Annotated in this window: 12 protein-coding genes; 3 read left to right on the forward strand and 9 right to left on the reverse strand. The window is 52.5% G+C overall.

Annotation, left to right across the window (positions count from 1 at the left end; all coding sequences use genetic code 11):
- Positions 1–402: 402 nt before the first annotated feature.
- Together cbl and SGBXF1_RS14650 are read right to left on the reverse strand one after the other, a co-directional pair.
- Positions 403–1,356 (reverse strand): HTH-type transcriptional regulator Cbl, encoded by a 954-nt coding sequence (gene cbl, locus SGBXF1_RS14645; protein WP_012145640.1) that lies wholly within the window; start codon positions 1,354–1,356, stop codon positions 403–405.
- A 380-nt stretch (positions 1,357–1,736) separates the two neighbouring features.
- On the reverse strand, positions 1,737–2,432 hold the full coding sequence (locus SGBXF1_RS14650) for a gamma-glutamylcyclotransferase (RefSeq protein WP_037419106.1): 696 nt from the start codon (positions 2,430–2,432) through the stop codon (positions 1,737–1,739).
- Positions 2,433–2,808: 376 nt separating this feature from the next.
- Between SGBXF1_RS14650 and SGBXF1_RS14655 the strand changes: the two genes are divergently transcribed.
- Both SGBXF1_RS14655 and chaA read left to right on the forward strand, forming a co-directional pair.
- Positions 2,809–3,627 (forward strand): siderophore-interacting protein, encoded by an 819-nt coding sequence (locus SGBXF1_RS14655; protein WP_186427062.1) that lies wholly within the window; start codon positions 2,809–2,811, stop codon positions 3,625–3,627.
- A 314-nt stretch (positions 3,628–3,941) separates the two neighbouring features.
- Positions 3,942–5,042, forward strand: a complete 1,101-nt coding sequence (chaA, locus tag SGBXF1_RS14660; RefSeq protein WP_037419099.1) for a sodium-potassium/proton antiporter ChaA — start codon at positions 3,942–3,944, stop codon at positions 5,040–5,042.
- 49 nt (positions 5,043–5,091) lie between these two features.
- On the opposite strand, the gene lpxO is transcribed toward chaA, so the two are convergent.
- From lpxO to putP, 7 genes are all read right to left on the reverse strand, one after another.
- Positions 5,092–5,994: a lipid A hydroxylase LpxO gene (lpxO, locus tag SGBXF1_RS14665; protein WP_186427063.1), complete on the reverse strand. Its 903-nt coding sequence runs from the start codon at positions 5,992–5,994 to the stop codon at positions 5,092–5,094.
- A 235-nt stretch (positions 5,995–6,229) separates the two neighbouring features.
- Entirely contained in the window at positions 6,230–7,015 is a 786-nt protein-coding gene (gene phoH / locus SGBXF1_RS14670) for a phosphate starvation-inducible protein PhoH (RefSeq protein ID WP_020827477.1), read from the reverse strand.
- A 684-nt stretch (positions 7,016–7,699) separates the two neighbouring features.
- Positions 7,700–9,847, reverse strand: a complete 2,148-nt coding sequence (pqqU, locus tag SGBXF1_RS14675; RefSeq protein WP_037419091.1) for a TonB-dependent receptor PqqU — start codon at positions 9,845–9,847, stop codon at positions 7,700–7,702.
- Between the two features lie 213 nt (positions 9,848–10,060).
- Positions 10,061–11,359: an iron uptake transporter deferrochelatase/peroxidase subunit gene (efeB, locus tag SGBXF1_RS14680; protein WP_130381135.1), complete on the reverse strand. Its 1,299-nt coding sequence runs from the start codon at positions 11,357–11,359 to the stop codon at positions 10,061–10,063.
- A gap of 11 nt (positions 11,360–11,370) precedes the next feature.
- Positions 11,371–12,507: an iron uptake system protein EfeO gene (gene efeO / locus SGBXF1_RS14685; RefSeq protein WP_186427064.1), complete on the reverse strand. Its 1,137-nt coding sequence runs from the start codon at positions 12,505–12,507 to the stop codon at positions 11,371–11,373.
- Between the two features lie 18 nt (positions 12,508–12,525).
- On the reverse strand, positions 12,526–13,371 hold the full coding sequence (gene efeU, locus SGBXF1_RS14690; RefSeq protein WP_186427065.1) for an iron uptake transporter permease EfeU: 846 nt from the start codon (positions 13,369–13,371) through the stop codon (positions 12,526–12,528).
- A 411-nt stretch (positions 13,372–13,782) separates the two neighbouring features.
- Complete coding sequence (gene putP, locus SGBXF1_RS14695) at positions 13,783–15,267, reverse strand: sodium/proline symporter PutP (RefSeq protein ID WP_037419083.1); 1,485 nt, start codon at positions 15,265–15,267, stop codon at positions 13,783–13,785.
- Between the two features lie 685 nt (positions 15,268–15,952).
- Between putP and putA the strand changes: the two genes are divergently transcribed.
- On the forward strand, positions 15,953–19,924 hold the full coding sequence (gene putA / locus SGBXF1_RS14700; protein WP_186427066.1) for a trifunctional transcriptional regulator/proline dehydrogenase/L-glutamate gamma-semialdehyde dehydrogenase: 3,972 nt from the start codon (positions 15,953–15,955) through the stop codon (positions 19,922–19,924).
- Positions 19,925–20,014 lie beyond the last annotated feature (90 nt).

Consider the following 20,014-nt stretch of genomic DNA (forward strand, 5'->3'; position numbering starts at 1 on the left):
CGAAGGTACTTAAACAACTATAGATATTCTTTTTATGTCTATAGCTGAGATTTTGATTATTAAGCAGGCGACACTCTGCTTTCAGCACGCCATCAAGGAGCTAAACCAAGCCATATGTAACAGGTTTACGTGCCAATTCGTAGAAGAGAAAACAACATTTGAGGATGTGAAACAGAAGGACCTAACCCCCCAAAACTCTCAACTCAACAGCAAAAAGAAACCGTGAACACGATTATTCGCCAATAAAGCCGCGGGCAACAAACACAGCCACAATCGCCGGACGAAACTCTCCTGTGGAACAATTGGCACAATGAAAAAACAAACGCCGCAAGGTTAGAAAGCGGCATCCGCTCTGCCTTTCGCCGGACACAGTGTCTGGCCCGGCTTCCGTCATTTCCCTGATCAAATTTGGTAATCGATCACCGTATCGAGCTGGGAGGAGAATACCTTGTCTTTAATTTCCGTCAGCGACAGCGTCGGGTTACATAGCTGGATAAATCGCCATGCATAGTTACGTTGTAACTGACTGCGTTTTAACCCTAACCAAACGGTATTGGGTTCAAACAAGTGTTCTGCATTGAGGCTGACCAACCCGTGGTCACGCTCCTTCTCGTACGACATGTCTGCCAGCACGCCAACTCCCAACCCCAGTTCAACATAGGTTTTGATCACGTCAGAATCCTGCGCGCTTAGGGCGATATCCGGCGTCAAACCAGCCGCCTTAAAGGCGCTGTCCAGACGCGAACGACCGGTAATCCCCTGACGATAGGTGATCAGCGGCAAGGTGCTGAGCATTTCCAGCGTCACCTGGGGTTGGCGGGTCAGTTCATGCCCTTCCGGCACCAAAATGGTGTGATGCCAGCGATAATAGGGAAACGCAGCCAAAGATTCGTCACTCATCAACCGCTCACTGGCAATACCAATATCGGCTTCGCCGGAAGCCAACATACCGACGATTTCTTCAGGACTGCCCTGATTCAGTACCACTCGCACCCGCGGATACAACGCGCGGAATTCTTTAATCACCCCAGGCAGGCTGTAGCGCGCCTGAGTATGAGTGGTGGCAATGTGTAACTGCCCAGCGTCGTTACTGCTGAATACGTCCGCCAGACGGCGGATATTATTGGCGTCGTTCAGGATGCGTTCCGCCACCACCAGCAGCTCTTTGCCCGGCTCGGTCATGCCTAATAAACGCTTGCCACGGCGGATAAATATCTCAATGCCCAGTTCTTCTTCCAGCTCGCGAATATGACGACTAACCCCAGATTGCGAGGTAAATAACGTGTTGGCCACTTCGGTCAGGTTATAGTTGCAGCGCGCCGATTCCCGAATGATTTTTAATTGTTGAAAGTTCATCCACTCCCCCTGTCGATCACTATTGTTAATCACAGTGATACGGAATCTGATCTAAGGGGACAAATAAGAAATAACCTTTAGTTATGCATTTTCATGCTAAGTACATTTTTCACCAGGGTGAAATCACTGTTTCATCACCAAAAAATCCATGAATGTATTTAAAATTATAGAGTTAAATATCCACAATTTAAACATGGATTATATCATCATGCAGAATAAAGTTATTAACTATAGGTATTAGATATATATAGCCTAAATAATTCGAGTAGCGTCGTGGTGGCACTGGCGACGGATGGGCTAAATAGCAACGCCGCCAAGTATAAGGGGGATAAACGAAAAGAGGCTCAACATGTTGAGCCTCTTGATATGCAGAATGCCTGTCAAGCCGTTGCTTCGCCACCGATAGGGCCAGAGGTATTCTGTTGCAGCCACTGCTGCACATAACTAACCAAATCACCGATGCAATCGTCCTTCATGCCGTGGTTTTTTAGCTCGTTATCCAGCGCGAACAGATACTGGGCATTGGTGCCTAATGGCCCGCTGGCGCTGGCGATCAACGGAGCGATCACCTGGTGGCTGGTATCTTCTTCAAACAGGGGATGCTGTGAGTTCATGACAAACACCAACGCGGTGACGACTTCACCATCGGCAAGTCGAAGATCACACCAGGTAGGCAAATAACAGTTGGTCACCATTTCGCGCTTCCACAGCAGTTCCAGCTCTTCGCGCAGCTTGCTTTCGGGCAGGCGGAACGCCAGACCGGTGGTATTGCCGCCCTCTTTCAGCGCCAACATACGGCCAGGCTGATGCAACGTACCGCGCCCGGCGGTCAACCGTAAACAGAAGGCGCGATGCCAGCCTTGCAGCGTGGCCGGTCGCACCTCTTCAGATTCAAATACCGGATTCCACATCAGTGAACCGTAGCCGAAGACCCATACAGGGCTGTTATCTGGCCGACGGGATAAAGTACAATCCAGTGAGGCCGCACGCTGCTCTGATGTCAGTAACAGCGACTCCTCAATGGTGCCGAATGCTGTTTTGCAATCCGCATTTTGCAGAAAATCTCGCGTTAACACCTTAACAACCTCCCGGGAATAGGATTGCTCATACTCCCTAGCCACTGTTCAATCTTAATTATTGTGTGCGGAATTTTATTAATTAATTAAACCTTTCCACGTTAATAATGACCTTATTCTTTTCTCGGTAAGCAATCAAGTTTCAAACGATGTTTAAAGTGAAAAAGTATTTGTACTCACGAGCAATAATATCGAAAGTTAAAATACTAAATCTAAGCATGTCGAGATTTCTCTTTCTCTCATTCGTTAAACGTCCTGGAAAGCCGATCGCTATCCAGTCAACGAATTGGATGACCAGGCCGCTTCAATCAGCAAACAATTCTCATTATCAAATGGCATGGTATACTCACCGCCAAACGAACATAAGGAGAACCCCGTGACTACCGAAGCCCCACGCTCACGCGCGCCCTACCTGATTGCAGTCAGTACCATTCGCGATATTACCCCACACCTGCGTCGTATCACTTTTACTGCGCCCGACTTGTGCTATTACCCGGCTAACGCTGCTGCCGCACACATTAAGGTTTTCCTGCCGCTTGATGGCCAGACGCAACCGGACCTGCCAACACTGACCGAAAATGGCCCACGTTGGGCAGCGGATGCAGTACGTCCGATAGTTCGTACCTATTCCATCCGTTCGGTACGTCCGGAACAGGCAGAAATCGACATTGAGTTCGCCATACACGATCACAGCGGCCCGGCAGTTAACTTTGCCCGTGAAGCTAAAACCGGCGATAAAATTGGTATCAGTAATCCCGGTGGCCCTAAACCGATGCTGCCACAGGCCGATTTCTACTGCCTGGCTGGCGATCCTTCTTCATTACCTGCACTGGCGGCATTGCTGGAGCGCTTACCGGCACACAGCGAAGGTCATGCCTTTATCCGTGTTGATACCTCCGCCGACGTGATCGACCTGAAAAAGCCTGCGGGCTTTGAACTGAGCTGGATTATCGGTGGCACCGAGAAAACCGCCGAATTAGTCACGCAATTTTGCGCCTTACCGTTGCCACAAGCCGACACCCAATACTGGCTCGCGGGTGAAGACCGCTTGGTGGTCGAACTGCGCCGCTACCTGCGCCGTGAGCGCCAATGTGATCGTAATCAGCTTTATGCCGTACCTTACTGGCGTGAAGGGCTAAATGAAGAGGGTTATCATAATAAACGGCATGAAATTATGGATAATATTGACGACTGATGAGAATTTTTCCCTTTATTAACGGTGTCATACGCACACAAACTGCAATTTATGTGCCGTTAATGGATAAAATCAATCTCACTACGTAAAAATAAGTAAAGAAAACCGCATCCCATGCGGTTTTTTTGTTAACCTAGTCACAGTTTGCAAGCATTCGCTTTTGCAAGTGAAACAACATCACATCATTCCCCGGCACGCACCACCGGGTGTATCCTATTATTATTAATTAAAAATACATTCTGGATGCGCGAAATTGCCTTTCACGGCAGCCAGCGATGACGGGACCACGCTTTTTGAGAAGGAGTACCATCGAAATGAAGTCGCAAAACGATCCTGGCCGATCCAAATCCCGCCACACTGAGTATTCGCTGCTTTTCCCGATCGCCGCGCTGGTGGTGCTGAATCTGTGGGGCAGTACCAGTAACTTCCCACTGATCGTCGGCATTAACATTATTGCTTTGATCGGTATTCTCAGCAGTGCCTTCAGCGTTGTCCGCCATGCTGACGTATTGGCCCATCGTTTGGGTGAACCCTACGGCTCGTTGATCCTCAGCCTGTCAGTGGTGATCCTGGAAGTGAGTCTGATTTCAGCGTTGATGGCGACCGGCGATGCCGCGCCGGCTCTGATGCGCGATACGCTCTATTCCATCATTATGATTGTCAGTGCCGGGCTGGTGGGTTTTGCCCTGCTGCTTGGCGGCCGCAAATTTGCTACCCAGTACGTTAACCTGGGCGGCATTAAACAGTATCTGATGGCGATTTTCCCGCTGGCGGTGATTGTACTGGTGTTCCCGAGTGCGCTGCCGGGCGGTAACTTCACTACCGGTCAGGCGCTGCTTGTTTCGGTGATTTCTGCCGCCATGTATGGCGTATTCCTGGTGATCCAGACCAAAACTCACCAGAGCCTGTTCGTCTATGAGCACGAAGACGACGATGGCGACCCGCACCATGGTAAGCCTTCCTCGCACAGCAGTGCCTGGCATGCCGTTTGGCTGATCGTGCATCTGGTTGCGGTAATCGCGGTGACCAAATTTAATGCCAATCCGCTGGAAGGTTTGTTAACCAAGGTAAATGCCCCGGCGCAATTTACAGGCTTCCTGGTCGCCCTGCTGATCCTGTCGCCTGAAGGTCTGGGAGCACTACGAGCAGTATTGAATAATCAGGTACAGCGCGCCATGAACCTGTTCTTCGGCTCGGTGCTGGCTACCATTTCCCTGACGGTACCGGCGGTCACCGTCATCGCCACACTGACCGGCCAGACGTTGATCTTCGGTTTACAGACGCCGCATATCGTGGTGATGCTGACGGTGTTGCTGCTATGCCAGCTTTCGTTCTCCACCGGCAGAACCAACGTGCTGAACGGTACTGCGCACCTGGCGCTGTTTGCCGCCTATATGATGACTATCTTTGCCTGATCAACCGATGGGCGCACGTGCTGCGCCCATCGTCTTTACACCAAGAAGATTATATTGCGAAAAACACACCCGCCGCGATACCGCCAAACAGAATCCATTTAATGATGTAATAGCCAGTACGGTTCCACGCTTTTAACCGTTTCCCCACTTTGCGCACCGCATAAATGTACTTGAATAGCTTATTGACGCCACCGGTACGATCGCCCTCTTCATTTGGCGCGGTAGCCGCACTCATCAGGTTACGGCCCAACCAATGGTTGATACCTTGTGCCCAGCGAAAACGCATTGGTCGTTCTATGTCACAAAACAGAATCAGTCGATTCTGCCCACTCTGGTTTTCGGCGAAATGCAGATAGGTTTCATCAAACATCACACCCTCGCCGTCACGCCAACTGTAACGTTCGCCATCCACTTCAATAAAGCAGCGGTCATCATTCGGCGTAATCAACCCCAGGTGATAACGCAACGAACCAGCATAGGGATCACGATGACGCGGTAAACGGCTGCCGTCTGGCAGTTCAGCAAACATTGCGGCCTTGACCGAAGGCAGGCTGCGCAACAGCGCGGTTGTTTGCGGGCACAGGCTCATCGCCGAGGGGTGGCTGTCTTCATACCACTTCAAATAAAAGCGCTTCCAGCCGGTTTTGAAGAATGAATTGAAACCGGCGTCGTTAAATTGATCCGACGCTTTAATCTGTTGGATCGCCATTAACTGCTGCCCTTCATCACGGATGATTTGCCAATTATCCCGTAACGTCTGTAGCTCTGGGAATTGCTCCGGTTTCAAATAGGGCGTGGTCGGCACGCGTGAAAACAGGTACATAAAAACATTCAGCGGTGCAGTAAAGGTGGAATGATCAGAAAGTTGCCGCCAGAAGGTATAACGCACCCGCCCACGGTAATGCACATACACAACACATAAAATAAATAGAAGTAAAATAATGTATTTCATGATTGAACCGCATTGAAGATCCCAACACCCTGTACGCCAATCCAGCGTACACCCCAGTTATTTCCTTTTGGCGGTTGAATCGCGTCGCCCGTCTGGAACACCACTAATCATTAACGCTAATTAAACGAAAATCTATACAAAAAACCACAATAATTTACACAAAAGCTAAACGAGCGGGGTTTAATGGCAGCAAAGAAAAAGGCCGCCGAGGCGGCCTTTGGTTAACAGGCTGGTTTTAACTGTAGGCGTTGAGCGTGCGCTGGCACAAGGCGGAGCGGACGCAGTCTTGTTTATCAAAGCGGATGATGCCAATCATTTCATCCTCTTCGAAGCGCTCCATCGCGTCGCTGAGGCCGGACTTCACGCCGCGCGGCAAGTCGCACTGGGTTATGTCACCATTGACGATTACCGTGACGTTCTCACCCAAACGGGTCAGGAACATCTTCATTTGGCTGGCGGTAACGTTCTGGGCTTCATCCAGGATAACTACCGCATTTTCGAAGGTACGCCCGCGCATATAGGCGAAAGGCGCGATCTCTACCTTGCCGATTTCCGGACGCAGGCAGTATTGCATAAAGGACGATCCTAAACGGCGCACCAGAATGTCATACACCGGACGGAAATAAGGAGCGAACTTCTCAGAAATGTCCCCGGGTAAGAAACCGAGGTCTTCATCCGCCTGCAAAACCGGACGAGTAACAATAATCCGATCCACTTCTTTATGTATAAGGGCTTCTGCCGCTTTCGCAGCGCTGATAAATGTTTTGCCGCAGCCGGCTTCACCGGTGGCAAAAATCAACTGTTTCTTATCTATGGCTATTAAGTAATGACCCTGAGCTTCGGTTCGCGCCAAGATGGGAGAGCTATCGCGCTTATCTCGCGCCATGCCGATAGACTCAACACCACCCATTTGTACCAGCGAGGTTACGGACTCTTCTTCAAGCTGGCGATGACTACGAGCGTCACGACGAATAACGCGTTTCGCTTCACGACGTGCTTTGATCACTGCTTTTTGTCTCATAGTGGCACCTTACAGTTTGTTTCACCTACCGCAACGGCCTGGCCGTGCGATTATGTTTCACATACAGATGAGGTTTTGGCTCCCTTTTGAGCCACCAATAGCCAATAAAAAAAGTGAATACACAACGGGCTTTTCGGCACGCCGATTTTTCACGGGATAACGCGGTTGCGTAATTAAACGTAGAGTAAAAAGTGACAAGAATTTGGAATGACGGGAGTGTAGTTTGGTCAGGAAAAGAGAGTCGGAGAGAGAGCCCTCGTTGCAACGAGTCATCAGGAAAGGTCTGTTATTTTTTCTTTCTAGCCCAACCAAGGACTTTACCATTAGCGATCCCCGCAGTGATATTTACAGCTTCGAGCTGTGCACCGTGTGAAAACTACCGCCAGATGATTACAGTATAATGACATTCAAACCTTGCGCGTTGCTAAAATGTAAAAAAATTTAATCTTTTTTGTTTTTAGACGCTGCCAGAACACTATATCACGCCGATTACGTCATTCAATAAAATTTTTATCAACTTGCAGATCAAATAGTTATGATTAAAACCCGTGAATGACATTTCGGTTTCCTGATTAAATTTTGCACAATCAAAAAACTGCCATTCTCACTCAATTTATAAATAAAAAAGGCGGGAAAGCTCCCGCCATGGTGTTCTTTGATTACGTCGGTACACTCACGTTTCGATTACTCAAAGGTATAAGAAACGCTCAGCCCACCGCCCCAGTTTCTCCCCGGAGCCGGTTCGTAGTAACGGCCATTCCCTTCATTGACGATTACCGACCCCACATATTGCCGATCAAACAGGTTATCTACCCGACCGAAAACATTAAGCATCCAATTGCCTACTGGATAACGGTAGCCGGTATTTAAGCCCACAGTGGTATAGGCCGGAGCCTGTTCAGTGTTGGCATCATTTACCTCGATATCGCTCATATAGCGAACCTCCGCACCGGCATACCAACCTTCCGGAGGGGACCAGGCCAAAGAGGCAAAGCCCATATTACGCGCGATGCCTGGCATACGGTTGCCACTTGGCACATTGTTCGCTGCCGAACACTGGCTATCACCGCATACATCATCACGATAGCGCGCGTCCAACAACGTCCAGGCCAACTGGACACGCCAGTCGTAGGCGAACTGCTGATCCAGTGCCAGCTCCAGCCCACGTCTGCGGGTTTGCCCGGCATTTTTGTAACTGGTACGCCCGTTGCTGCTTTCATCCACCACAATTTCATTACGTGTGTCGGTTTGGAAAACGGCAGCGGTCAATAGTCCATTACCAATGCGGGTTTTACTGCCCAACTCCACCGTATCGCTGGTTGAAGGGTTCAAACCAAAGTTGAGCCCTGCCTGATCACCGGAACGGTAAGACAGCTCATTAATGGTCGGTGTTTCAAAGCCACGACCGGCAGACAGATACAGGTTCCAACCGCTCATCACGGCATAGTTGAGCGATCCGGCTGGTAACCACTTATGATAACTGGCACTGCCGCTGTCATCGCCATTGCTGCCGGTGATGTAATGATCGTTGGAATCAAAATTGACGTTGCTGTAACGCATGCCCATATCCAGCGTCAATTGTTGGGTCAACTGCCACGACGTTTGCAGGTACGGATCCACATTCCACATCAGGTTACGCTCGTTCCGACGCAGCGCACCTTCGGTGCCAAGTTCCGTTACGCCGTTAACCTGAGTAAAGTTTTCATACCCTTTGCGCTGTTCGGTCATGGTTTCATAGTCCAGCCCACCGGTCAGGGTATAAGGCACACCCAGTTCGCCACGGTGCGTCCAGCGGGTATCAATCCCCTGATAGTGACGCGTCAGATCAATCACTCCACCGGGATGCTGCGCACTACGCTGTTGCACCGCAACCGGGATCGACTGGTATTGCGTGGTTTCACGCTCACCGGCGTACATCATGATGCTCAAGTCATCATTGACGCCCATCTGGCGCTCATAATGCAAACCGGCCTGGGTTTGCGATGTGCTTTTACGCGTATTGTATTGATCGGCGCGTGGCGCCTGACGTGGATTATCATGCCATTCGGCTGACGTCAGCCCCCCTGGATCATTGGCATGGATATCGACACTGTTGAACAGCAGCGTAAGCGTGCTGACATCGTCGATCCGCACACCCAGTTTGGCATTGCCGAGATTTTTCTGCGCACCACTGTGATCACGGAACCCTTGGGTAGTAAAACGCGTGCCAGAAATGGTGTAGTTAACATCACCCGCGTGGGTCCCGTCACCGGTGGCTCCGGTCGCCTTGACGCCATAGCGCCAGGTGCCGTAACTGCCAAAGTACGAACTGGCTTCAAGGCGGGTAGGCTGTTGGCCCGTTTCAGTTTCCACGTTTACCATGCCGCCTGATGCGTTACCGTAAAGTGCGGAAAACGGCCCGCGCAACACTTCCACCTTTTCGACCGAATTCAGGTCTATGTTCGACGTTTGCCCCTGCCCATCCGGCATGGTGGCGGGAATACCGTCAACATAAATACGCACCCCACGCACGCCATACATCGAGCGTGCGCCAAAGCCGCGCACCGATAACTGCAAGTCTTGCGCATAGTTCTGGCGATTTTGAATTTGCAGGCCAGGTACGCTACCCAGACTTTCCGACAGGTTGATCTGCGGTCGTGCCTCACGGATTTGATCGCCCGTGACCACGCTGACGGCCGCCGGGGTTGAGAGTTCAGAAAGACCGCTGCGCTTGGCAGTGACCACCATGGTCTGTTCGCTATCCTTGTCCTGCGCAAAGCTGGCAGAAACAGGCAGTAGTGCTGGAATAACCAGCGCTGAAACTGCCAACCGGTTTTTATGAGTGCTTTTCATCAGGAGAATGCCGTTAAAGGGATCGAATTATATGAACCATTTGGAACGTTATGGCCAACATGTTAATGCTTTTAACAAAAAATGAAAATAGTTAGCCTAATTAAAGCCCGGTCCCCCAATTGCGCAAGGCCGCTATTGATTTTAATTAACAGTGATTCATCGTGAATGGCAGAAATAATGAGGCGGGGAAATCCCCGCCAGATGAGATGTGACTTACGCCTTTAGCAGCCCACTGCCCAGGTAATCATTGGCGTCTTTTACCCCCGGTAGCGCAAAGAAATAGCCTCCGCCGATAGGTTTGACATACTCTTCCAGTGCCTCGCCATTCAGGCGTTTTTGCACCGTCAGGAAGCCTTTTTCCAGATCGGCCTGGTAGCACACAAACAGCAGCCCCATTTCCAGTTGGCCGGAATTGGATACGCCGATCGAATAGCTGTAGCCACGGCGCAACAACAAGTTGCTCTGCGTTTGTGGCGTGCGCGGGTTTGCCAGGCGAATATGCGCATCCATCGGGATCATTTTACCCTCGGGATCTTGGGCGTAGTCTGGCTCGTCATGCTCATGCTTCATACCAAGCGGCGCCCCGCTGTGCTTCTCGCGACCAAAGATGGTTTGCTGTTCCTGCAACGGTGTGCGGTCCCAGAACTCCACGTGGAAACGGATAATACGCGCAGCCTGATAGCTGCCCCCTACCGCCCATGCGGGTTCCCCGGCATTGTCGGCTACCCACACCACCTGATCCATCAGCGGTTTGTCGTCGGTTTTCGGGTTGGCGGTACCATCTTTAAAGCCCAACAGGTTGATCGGCGTTTCCTTGCCTTTGCTGCGTGCCGCGTGGGCAGAAATAAACCCTTCTCGCTTCCAACGCACGCTGAGCAGATCCGGCGAATGCTTGATAATGTCACGCAATGCATGGATCACCGTCTCATTGGTATTCGCACAGATCTGCAACACCAAATCGCCGTGGCACAGGCTGGCATCCAATGAATCATTGGGAAAGCGCGTCATTTTCTGCAACCGCAGCGGTTTATGCGCCTGCAGGCCGAAACGTTCGTCAAACAACGAGGTGCCAACCGACACGGTGATAGTCAGGTTATCCGGATAAATTTCCGGTCCCATAATGCCCGAATCAAGTGGTGGCAACTTGGGATCCACTTCCGGTGCCTTACCGCCCGTGGTCAAAAATGCAATGCGGGTTGTCAGTAGCCGAAACAGCCGCTCTAAATCCTGTTTGTTACTGGCCAGTACGTCGAACGCCACCAGCATCATTGCCGCCTGCTGCGGCGTGAGGATCCCGGCCTGATGTACGCCATAAAACGGCTGCTTCTGCCAACGTTCGTCCTGCGGCACCGCCAGTGGCTCGGCAGCGCTATCTTTTGCCTGAGCCAAACGGCTGCCACCCAGCGCCAAAACGCCGAGCCCTAACCCTTGCAGCAAACGACGACGCGACGGTGACGCCGCGCCTTGGGATTGCTGATGCGGCCCGTTTTCAGGGCCGATCTTGTTACTCATAGTGCTTTGCCTCAATCCAGACCCAGAACGCCACGCAGTTGTGACAGGTCTTCCGCCAGAGTCGTGATTGGCCCTTTCATTGCTTTACGATCGGCATCCGTCAGCTTCTCGTAAGACTCATAACCCTCTTTGGTTTTGTATTTCGCCAAAATGGTATCGACGGTTTTGAAGTTGGCGTCAATCTTGTCCAGCAAGGGTTTGTTCGCCTTAACCAGTAGCGGACGCAGCAGGTTCACAATTTTTTGTGCGCCGTCGACGTTGGCCTGGAAGTCCCACAGATCAGTACGGCTGTAACGGTCTTCTTCACCGCTGATTTTGCTCGCTGCCACTTCCTCGATCAAACCGGCTGCACCACCGACCACTTTGCTTGGCGGGAAGGTCAGATCGTTCACGCGTTTTTGCAGCTCAACGGTGTCGTTGTACAATTGTTCAGCGTATTTGCTCATGTCTTTGGTGGTGTTGTCAGCAAACAGCGCTTTTTCCAGACGGTGGAAACCGGTGAACTTCGGATCTTCCGCTTTCTTCTCGTAATCGTCTTCACGGGCATCGATACTGCCGTCCAGATCAGAAAACAGCTCAGCAATCGGTTCAATGCGTTCGTAGTGTTGACGCGTTGGAGCATACAGTTTGCGCGCCTGCTCCACGTTGCCGGCTTTTACCGCATCGGTGAACAGTTTGGTCTGTTTAACCAGCGCTTCCACTTCTTTGGTCACGTAAACTTTGTATTCGGCAATCGGCCCAACCAAATCCATCGCATTAGGTTTACCGTCAGTTGCGGCGCCAACCGCAGCCGTCACGGTCAATTTTCCCTTCGGATTGCTGAGCAACCCACAGGTCATGTCGTACTCACCCGCATCGAGATTAGCCGTCATTTTCTGAGTGAAGCCTGGCGCAATATTTTCGCGCTCTTCTACCACCATCACTCCTTTCAGGATTTCCCATTCAACGTTTTTTTGACTGGTGTTGTGCACCACAAATTGGGTTTTACCGGCCGGTACGGTCAATTGCATCGGCTCACACTGTTTATCGTTTACGGTAATCTTTACCTGCGGCACATCTGCCGCCAAGGCATTAATGCTCAGCGCAAATGCCGGGAGAGCCAGTAATGCTGCGTGCAACGCCTTGCGGCGGAATAATGGAGTAGACATACAAATTCCCTATTAAAATTAATGATTGATTTTACGTTGCGCCGAAACTGCTGCCGGTTCCGCACGCTGCGGCAGGAAAAAGAAAATCAGTGCTGGGATCAGATACAGGAAATAGACCGCCACTTCGCTTACCGTTGGCGCTTCCTGATAGCCGAAGATACCTTCGAGCAGGGTGCCAAACAGCGAATGGGTTGAAAGGTGGTTGCTGAGATCGAAGGCGATATCCTGGAAGTGGTTCCACAACCCGGCTTCATGGAAGGCGCGGATCGCACCTGCGGCCAGACCGGCAGCAACAAACAGAATAAACAGGCTGGTCCATTTGAAGAATTTAGCCAGGTGCAGCTTCACACCGCCCCAGTAGATCACCATGCCCAGTATGATTGCGGCAACCAAACCCAGTACCGCACCGATCGGGGCTGCAATCCCCACGTCTTGTTGGAAAGCCGCCAGCAGAAAGAACACCGATTCCAGCCCTTCGCGGGCTACGGCAAAAAAGACCATCGCCACCAATGCCCAACCCTGGCCTTTACCGGAGTTGAGGGCGCTGTCGATCGCCCCTTCCAGATGTACCTTGACCGACTTGGACACTTTACGCATCCAGAACACCATATAGGTCAGGATAAACACCGCCACCACCGCAACAATGCCCTCAAACAGTTCTTGCTGCTTCTGTGGGAATTCGCCAGTGGTTTCATTGATGAAAATACCCAGCGCCAGGCACAGGGCAGCGGCAACAATCACCCCTATCCATACCACACCTAGCCATTGACCCCGCTGCGTACGTTTTAGGTAGCTGGCGATCAGGCTGACGATTAACGCAGCCTCAAGCCCCTCACGGAACATGATAAGGAAGGGAACAAACATAAGTAATAACCCCTAAAAAGGCATCTGCTGCAAAGCGCCCGCACGCCGAAAACGGCGGCAACGCCAATGTAAAGAAAAGTAAAACACAACGATAGTGATTATCATTCTGGCTGGCGGAAATACAAGAGCTGCAAGGGTGATTTTTTCTAATCAAATGTCGCCAGTTGTTTCAGGCAAATGACAGAAAACCACGGTGACATAAATGACAAAGGGCGCATTAAGCGCCCTCAGACTGATAACAAACCTCATTCCTGCACAGAGCGAGTAGAGATCGATGAATAAAAAATCAGGAAAATCAATTTATTGATTTTCGGCTGATCACTACAAAGCAGGAAAAATCACGCTTTTTCCTGCTTTGTCAGCAACCTAAGGGCGCATTAAGCGCCCTTTGAGATGATTAACCCGAGAGGATTAAACGGTTTTGAACTCGGCTTCCGCCTGATCGAAACGTTCGGTGATGGTCGCCGAAGGTTTGCGGCCCATCAGGCTCACCACAACAATAGCGATGCAGCCGAGCAAGAAGCCAGGGATGATTTCATACAGCCCCAGCCAAGCGAAGTGTTTCCAGACGATCACAGTGACCGCACCCACCAGCATACCGGCCAATGCGCCATTGCGCGTCATGCGTGACCACATCACAGAGATCAGTACCACCGGGCCAAAGGCCGCGCCGAAACCGGCCCATGCATAGCTCACCAGACCCAACACGCGGTTTTCCGGGTTTGCTGCCAGGGCGATAGCCACCAATGCCACAACCAACACCATCAAACGCCCGACCCACACCAACTCACGCTGGCTGGCACCTTTACGCAGGAAAGCTTTGTATAAGTCTTCAGTAATCGCACTTGAACAAACCAGCAACTGGCAGCTCAGGGTACTCATGACTGCCGCCAGAATCGCCGACAGTAGAATGCCTGCAACCCAAGGGTTGAACAGAATCATCGCCAGTTCGATAAACACGCGTTCGCCGTTCTGCGACACATTACCCGCCAATTCCGGGTTGTTGGCAAAGTAGGCAATACCGAAGAAACCAACGGCAATGGTGCCTGCCAGACACAGAATCATCCAGGTCATGCTGATACGGCGTGCGCTGCGGATAGTGCGGTGAGAGTCTGCCGCCATAAAACGCGCCAGAATGTGTGGTTGACCGAAATACCCTAAGCCCCAACCCAGCAGCGAAAGAATAGCCACAAAGTTCAGGCCTTTCAGCATATCGATATTGGCCGGGTTCTTCGCCTCAATCACCAGCATTGACGTGTCGATACCGCCAACGGCAAAGATCACAATCACCGGCGTCAGGATCAACGCGAAAATCATCAGGCTGGCCTGTACAGTGTCAGTCCAGCTCACCGCCAGGAAACCACCAATAAAGGTATAGAGGATAGTGGCAGCAGCACCGGCCCACAGCGCTGTTTCGTAGCTCATACCAAAGGTGCTTTCGAACAGACGCGCACCGGCCACGATACCGGAGGCACAATAGATGGTGAAGAACACCAAAATAACAATGGCTGAAATCACCCGCAACAGCTTGCTGTTGTCTTCAAAACGGCTGGTGAAATAATCCGGTAACGTCAGGGCGTTATTGTTAGCTTCGGTATGAACACGCAGCCGCCCCGCCACCAGTTTCCAGTTAAAGTAAGCACCGATCGTCAGGCCAATGGCAATCCAGCTTTCAGAAATACCGGACAGGAAGATCGCGCCCGGCAGGCCCATCAGCAACCAGCCGCTCATATCCGATGCGCCGGCAGAGAGCGCAGTTACCACGCTACCCAAGCTACGGCCGCCCAGAATGTAGTCGTCAAAGTTATTGGTTGCCCGGTAGGCAAGTAAGCCGATTAACACCATCCCGAAAATATACACCAGGAAGGTCACCAGCATTGGTGTGCTCATTATCATGAAATTCTCCACTCTCATTATTATTTCGCGCTGCCCCTTCTTCATTGAAACTGTATCTGTGCTGGTTGTAAGCACGCCTTTCAGTCACGCTTGTCAGCGCTGAGGGCTCTTGCTCTTACCACGTAGATACCGTCTCAATGTCTTTGGGCATATAGCGATAGTTACTGCTTGCCAATCCGCCGGAACGAGGCGAAATTGCGGACACCCCGCAGGTGAAAATAGTTTCCACCCGTAATTGTCTGACCGCTGGCTATCCTAGTTGACCTGTTCATTATCCAACAAGACATTTAACAACAAAGTTACACAAAGTTTACCCTGCGTCACATTTAACCGCTCTCACAGTTGCACCACCCACAACCAAAAAGAGTTGCACCTCATACAAACCCAGCCTTACCCCTGATATTGCTGGGGATAACTCCCTTAAATACTCTCTTCATCCCCTTTGGATAGCCTGTTTGTCAAAAGCAGCAGCAAGAACCGTGCCGGTTATTGATGTTAAAAAACTGATGAAACTCACACTTCGCTCATCAGCTTGATTTAACACGGTTGCACAAAGTTGCAACATGCAGGATATTGTCTGCATTCATCACAGCACACAACGCACGAACCTATCCCAACAAGCTATCTGGCCCGCAGTTTGTATAGCCTGATGGGATAGGTTCTTAAACACAGGAGTTGGATTGGCATGGGCACTACCACTATGGGCGTGAAGCTCGACGAGGCAACTCGCGATCGCATCAAAAGCGCAGCACAGCGTATCGATCGCACGCCGCACTGGCTGATCAAACAAGCCATTTTTAATTATCTCGAGCGTCTCGAGAACGGTTCCGATATTCCTGAAATCCCTGCACTTGCCGCCGCCGGCCAGGCCGAAGCGGACGACATTATGCCGCAAGTGCAAGAAGAGTCCCACCAGCCATTCCTTGAATTTGCAGAACAGATTCTGCCACAGTCGGTCAACCGTGCTGCGATCACGGCGGCTTATCGCCGTCCTGAGACAGAAGCGGTGCCGATGTTACTCGAACAGGCGCGATTACCTGCCGATCTTGCCAAAGCCACCCATAAGATGGCTTACGACATCGCCGAGAAGTTGCGTAACCAAAAGAGTGCAAATGGCCGCGCCGGAATGGTGCAAGGTTTGCTGCAAGAGTTCTCACTGTCCTCACAGGAAGGCGTGGCGCTGATGTGCCTGGCAGAAGCCCTGCTGCGTATTCCAGATAAACCAACCCGTGACGCGCTGATCCGCGACAAAATCAGCAACGGTAACTGGCATTCCCACCTCGGCCGCAGCCCATCCCTGTTTGTTAACGCCGCCACCTGGGGCCTGCTGTTCACGGGCAAACTGGTGTCGACCCATAACGAAGCCAACCTGTCTCGTTCACTGAACCGTATTATCGGCAAGAGCGGTGAACCGCTGATCCGCAAAGGCGTGGATATGGCGATGCGCCTGATGGGCGAACAATTCGTTACCGGTGAAACCATCGCCGAAGCGCTGGCAAATGCCCGCAAGCTGGAAGACAAAGGCTTCCGTTACTCCTACGACATGCTGGGTGAAGCCGCCCTGACCGAAGCCGACGCACAGGCTTATCTGGTGTCCTACCAGCAAGCAATCCACGCGATCGGCAAAGCCTCTAACGGACGTGGCATCTATGAAGGCCCAGGTATTTCGATCAAGCTTTCCGCACTGCACCCACGCTACAGTCGTGCGCAGTACGAACGCGTCATGGAAGAGCTTTATCCACGCCTGCTGTCACTGACTCTGCAAGCACGCCAATATGACATCGGCATTAATATCGATGCCGAAGAAGCCGACCGTCTGGAAATCTCACTCGACCTGCTGGAAAAGCTGTGCTTTGAGCCACAATTGGCTGGCTGGAACGGCATCGGTTTCGTAATCCAGGCCTATCAGAAACGCTGCCCGTTCGCCATCGATGCCGTCATCGACATGGCACAACGCAGCCGCCGCCGCCTGATGATCCGTCTGGTGAAAGGCGCCTACTGGGACAGCGAGATCAAACGCGCCCAAATGGACGGACTGGAGGGCTATCCGGTATATACCCGCAAGGTCTACACCGACGTTTCCTATCTGGCCTGCGCACGCAAACTGCTGGCAGTACCGAACCTGATTTACCCACAGTTCGCTACCCACAACGCCCATACCTTGAGCGCCATTTACCATTTGGCCGGCAATAACTACTACCCAGGCCAGTATGAGTTCCAATGCCTGCACGGCATGGGTGAACCGCTGTATGAGCAAGTGGTAGGTAAAGTGGCCGACGGTAAACTGAACCGCCCTTGCCGTATTTATGCCCCGGTCGGCACCCATGAAACGCTGCTGGCGTATTTGGTACGTCGCCTGCTGGAAAACGGTGCTAATACCTCATTCGTTAACCGCATTGCTGATGCCACGCTGCCGCTCGATGAGCTGGTTGCCGATCCTGTCAGCGCGGTCGAAGCGCTGGCCGCCACAGAAGGCCAAATTGGCCTGCCACATCCGCGCATCCCGCTGCCACGTGAGCTGTATGGCGAAAAACGCACCAACTCCAGCGGTCTAGATCTGTCCAACGAACAGCGTCTGGCCTCCTTGTCCAGCGCACTCCTGACCAGCGCGACTCACCCATGGCGTGCAGAGCCGATCATCGACTCAGAGCTGGATCAAGGTGTTGAACAACCGGTGATTAACCCTGCCGAACCGGGCGATGTCGTCGGTTACGTACGTGAAGCCACCGAAGGTGAAGTCAGCCGAGCGCTTGATGCCGCCGCTGCTGCCGGACCAATTTGGTTCGCCACCCCACCGTCCGAGCGCGCCGCGATTCTTGAACGTGCCGCTGAACTGATGGAAGGTCAGTTGCAAAGCCTGCTGGGTATTCTGGTACGCGAAGCCGGTAAAACCTTTAATAACGCCATCGCAGAAGTCCGTGAAGCAGTCGATTTCCTGCATTACTACGCAGGCCAGGTACGCGATGACTTCGCCAATGACAGCCATCGTCCACTTGGACCGGTCGTCTGTATCAGCCCGTGGAACTTCCCACTGGCGATCTTCACCGGCCAGATTGCCGCTGCGCTGGCAGCAGGCAACAGCGTGCTGGCCAAACCGGCAGAACAAACCCCATTGGTCGCCGCACAGGCTGTGCGTATTCTATTAGAAGCCGGTATTCCGCAAGGCGTGCTGCAACTGCTGCCAGGCCAGGGTGAGAGTGTCGGGTCCGTACTGGTTAACGATGCCCGCGTTCGCGGTGTGATGTTTACCGGCTCTACCGATGTTGCCGGTATCCTGCAACGCAGCATCGCCGGCCGTCTGGATCCACAAGGGCGTCCAACCCCATTGATCGCCGAAACCGGTGGCTTGAACGCCATGATCGTTGACTCTTCGGCGCTGACTGAACAGGTCGTGACCGACGTAGTTGCTTCCGCCTTCGACAGTGCCGGTCAACGTTGTTCTGCCCTGCGTATCCTGTGTATTCAGGAAGACGTGGCGGACCACACCTTGCAAATGCTGCGCGGTGCGATGGCCGAATGCCGCATGGGTAACCCGGAACGTCTGTCTACCGATATCGGTCCGGTGATCGATGCCGAAGCCAAAACCGGTATCGAACGTCATATCCAGGCGATGCGCGCCAAAGGCCGCAAGGTCTACCAAGCGGCAAAAGGCAATGTGCAGGATGAGAAAGAGTGGTCACGCGGCACCTTCATTAAGCCAACCTTGATCGAGCTGGACAGCTTCGACGAGCTGCAAAAAGAGATCTTTGGCCCAGTGTTGCACGTGGTCCGCTTCCAACGTACCAATCTGGAGTCGCTGGTCGATCAGATCAACGCTGCCGGTTATGGCCTGACGCTGGGTATCCATACCCGCATTGATGAGACGATTGCCCGTGTAACTGAACGCGCCAAGGTCGGTAACCTGTACGTTAACCGCAACATGGTCGGCGCGGTAGTCGGCGTGCAACCGTTCGGCGGCGAGGGTCTGTCCGGCACCGGTCCAAAAGCGGGCGGTCCGCTGTACCTGTACCGTTTACTGGCTAACCGCCCGGATGACGCAGTGCAACGCACCCTAAACCGTCAAGATGACGAGCGCCCACTGGAAGCCACCGCGCGACCACAACTGCTCAAGGCACATCACGCGCTGGAACAATGGGCCGTAGCTGAAAAACAGTCGGAACTGGTTACCTTGGCACAACGCTACGCCGAACTGGGCCAGGGTGGCACCATGCGCCCTCTGCCAGGCCCGACCGGCGAACGCAACACCTATGCCCTGTTACCGCGTGAGCGTGTCCTGTGCCTGGCCGACAATGAGGCGGATGCCTTGACGCAGTTGGCTGCGGTACTGGGAGTAGGTAGCAGCTTGTTGTGGCCAGAAGCCGAGCTGCAGCGCAACCTGTATCGCCGCCTGCCAGCAGCCGTTCAGGCCAGCATCAGCTTCAGCAAAGATTGGCAGCAGGACAAGGTCGAGTTCGACGCCGCCATTTACCACGGTGACGCCGATCAGTTGCGTACCCTGTGCGAGCAAATCGCCCAGCGTAGCGGCGCGATCGTTTCGGTGCAGGGTTTTGCCCACGGCGAAACCAACATTCTGCTGGAACGCCTGCTGATCGAACGCTCGCTGAGTGTTAACACCGCTGCTGCCGGCGGTAACGCCAGCTTGATGACCATAGGTTAACCTCTGACTACCGGTTATCGATGATGGTAACCCAGTATGCGAGGCTTCACGCAAACCCTGCCCATGTGCAGGGTTTTTTATTGTCTGCCT

Source organism: Serratia grimesii (assembly GCF_900186025.1).
Classification (GTDB): Bacteria; Pseudomonadota; Gammaproteobacteria; order Enterobacterales; family Enterobacteriaceae; genus Serratia; species Serratia grimesii.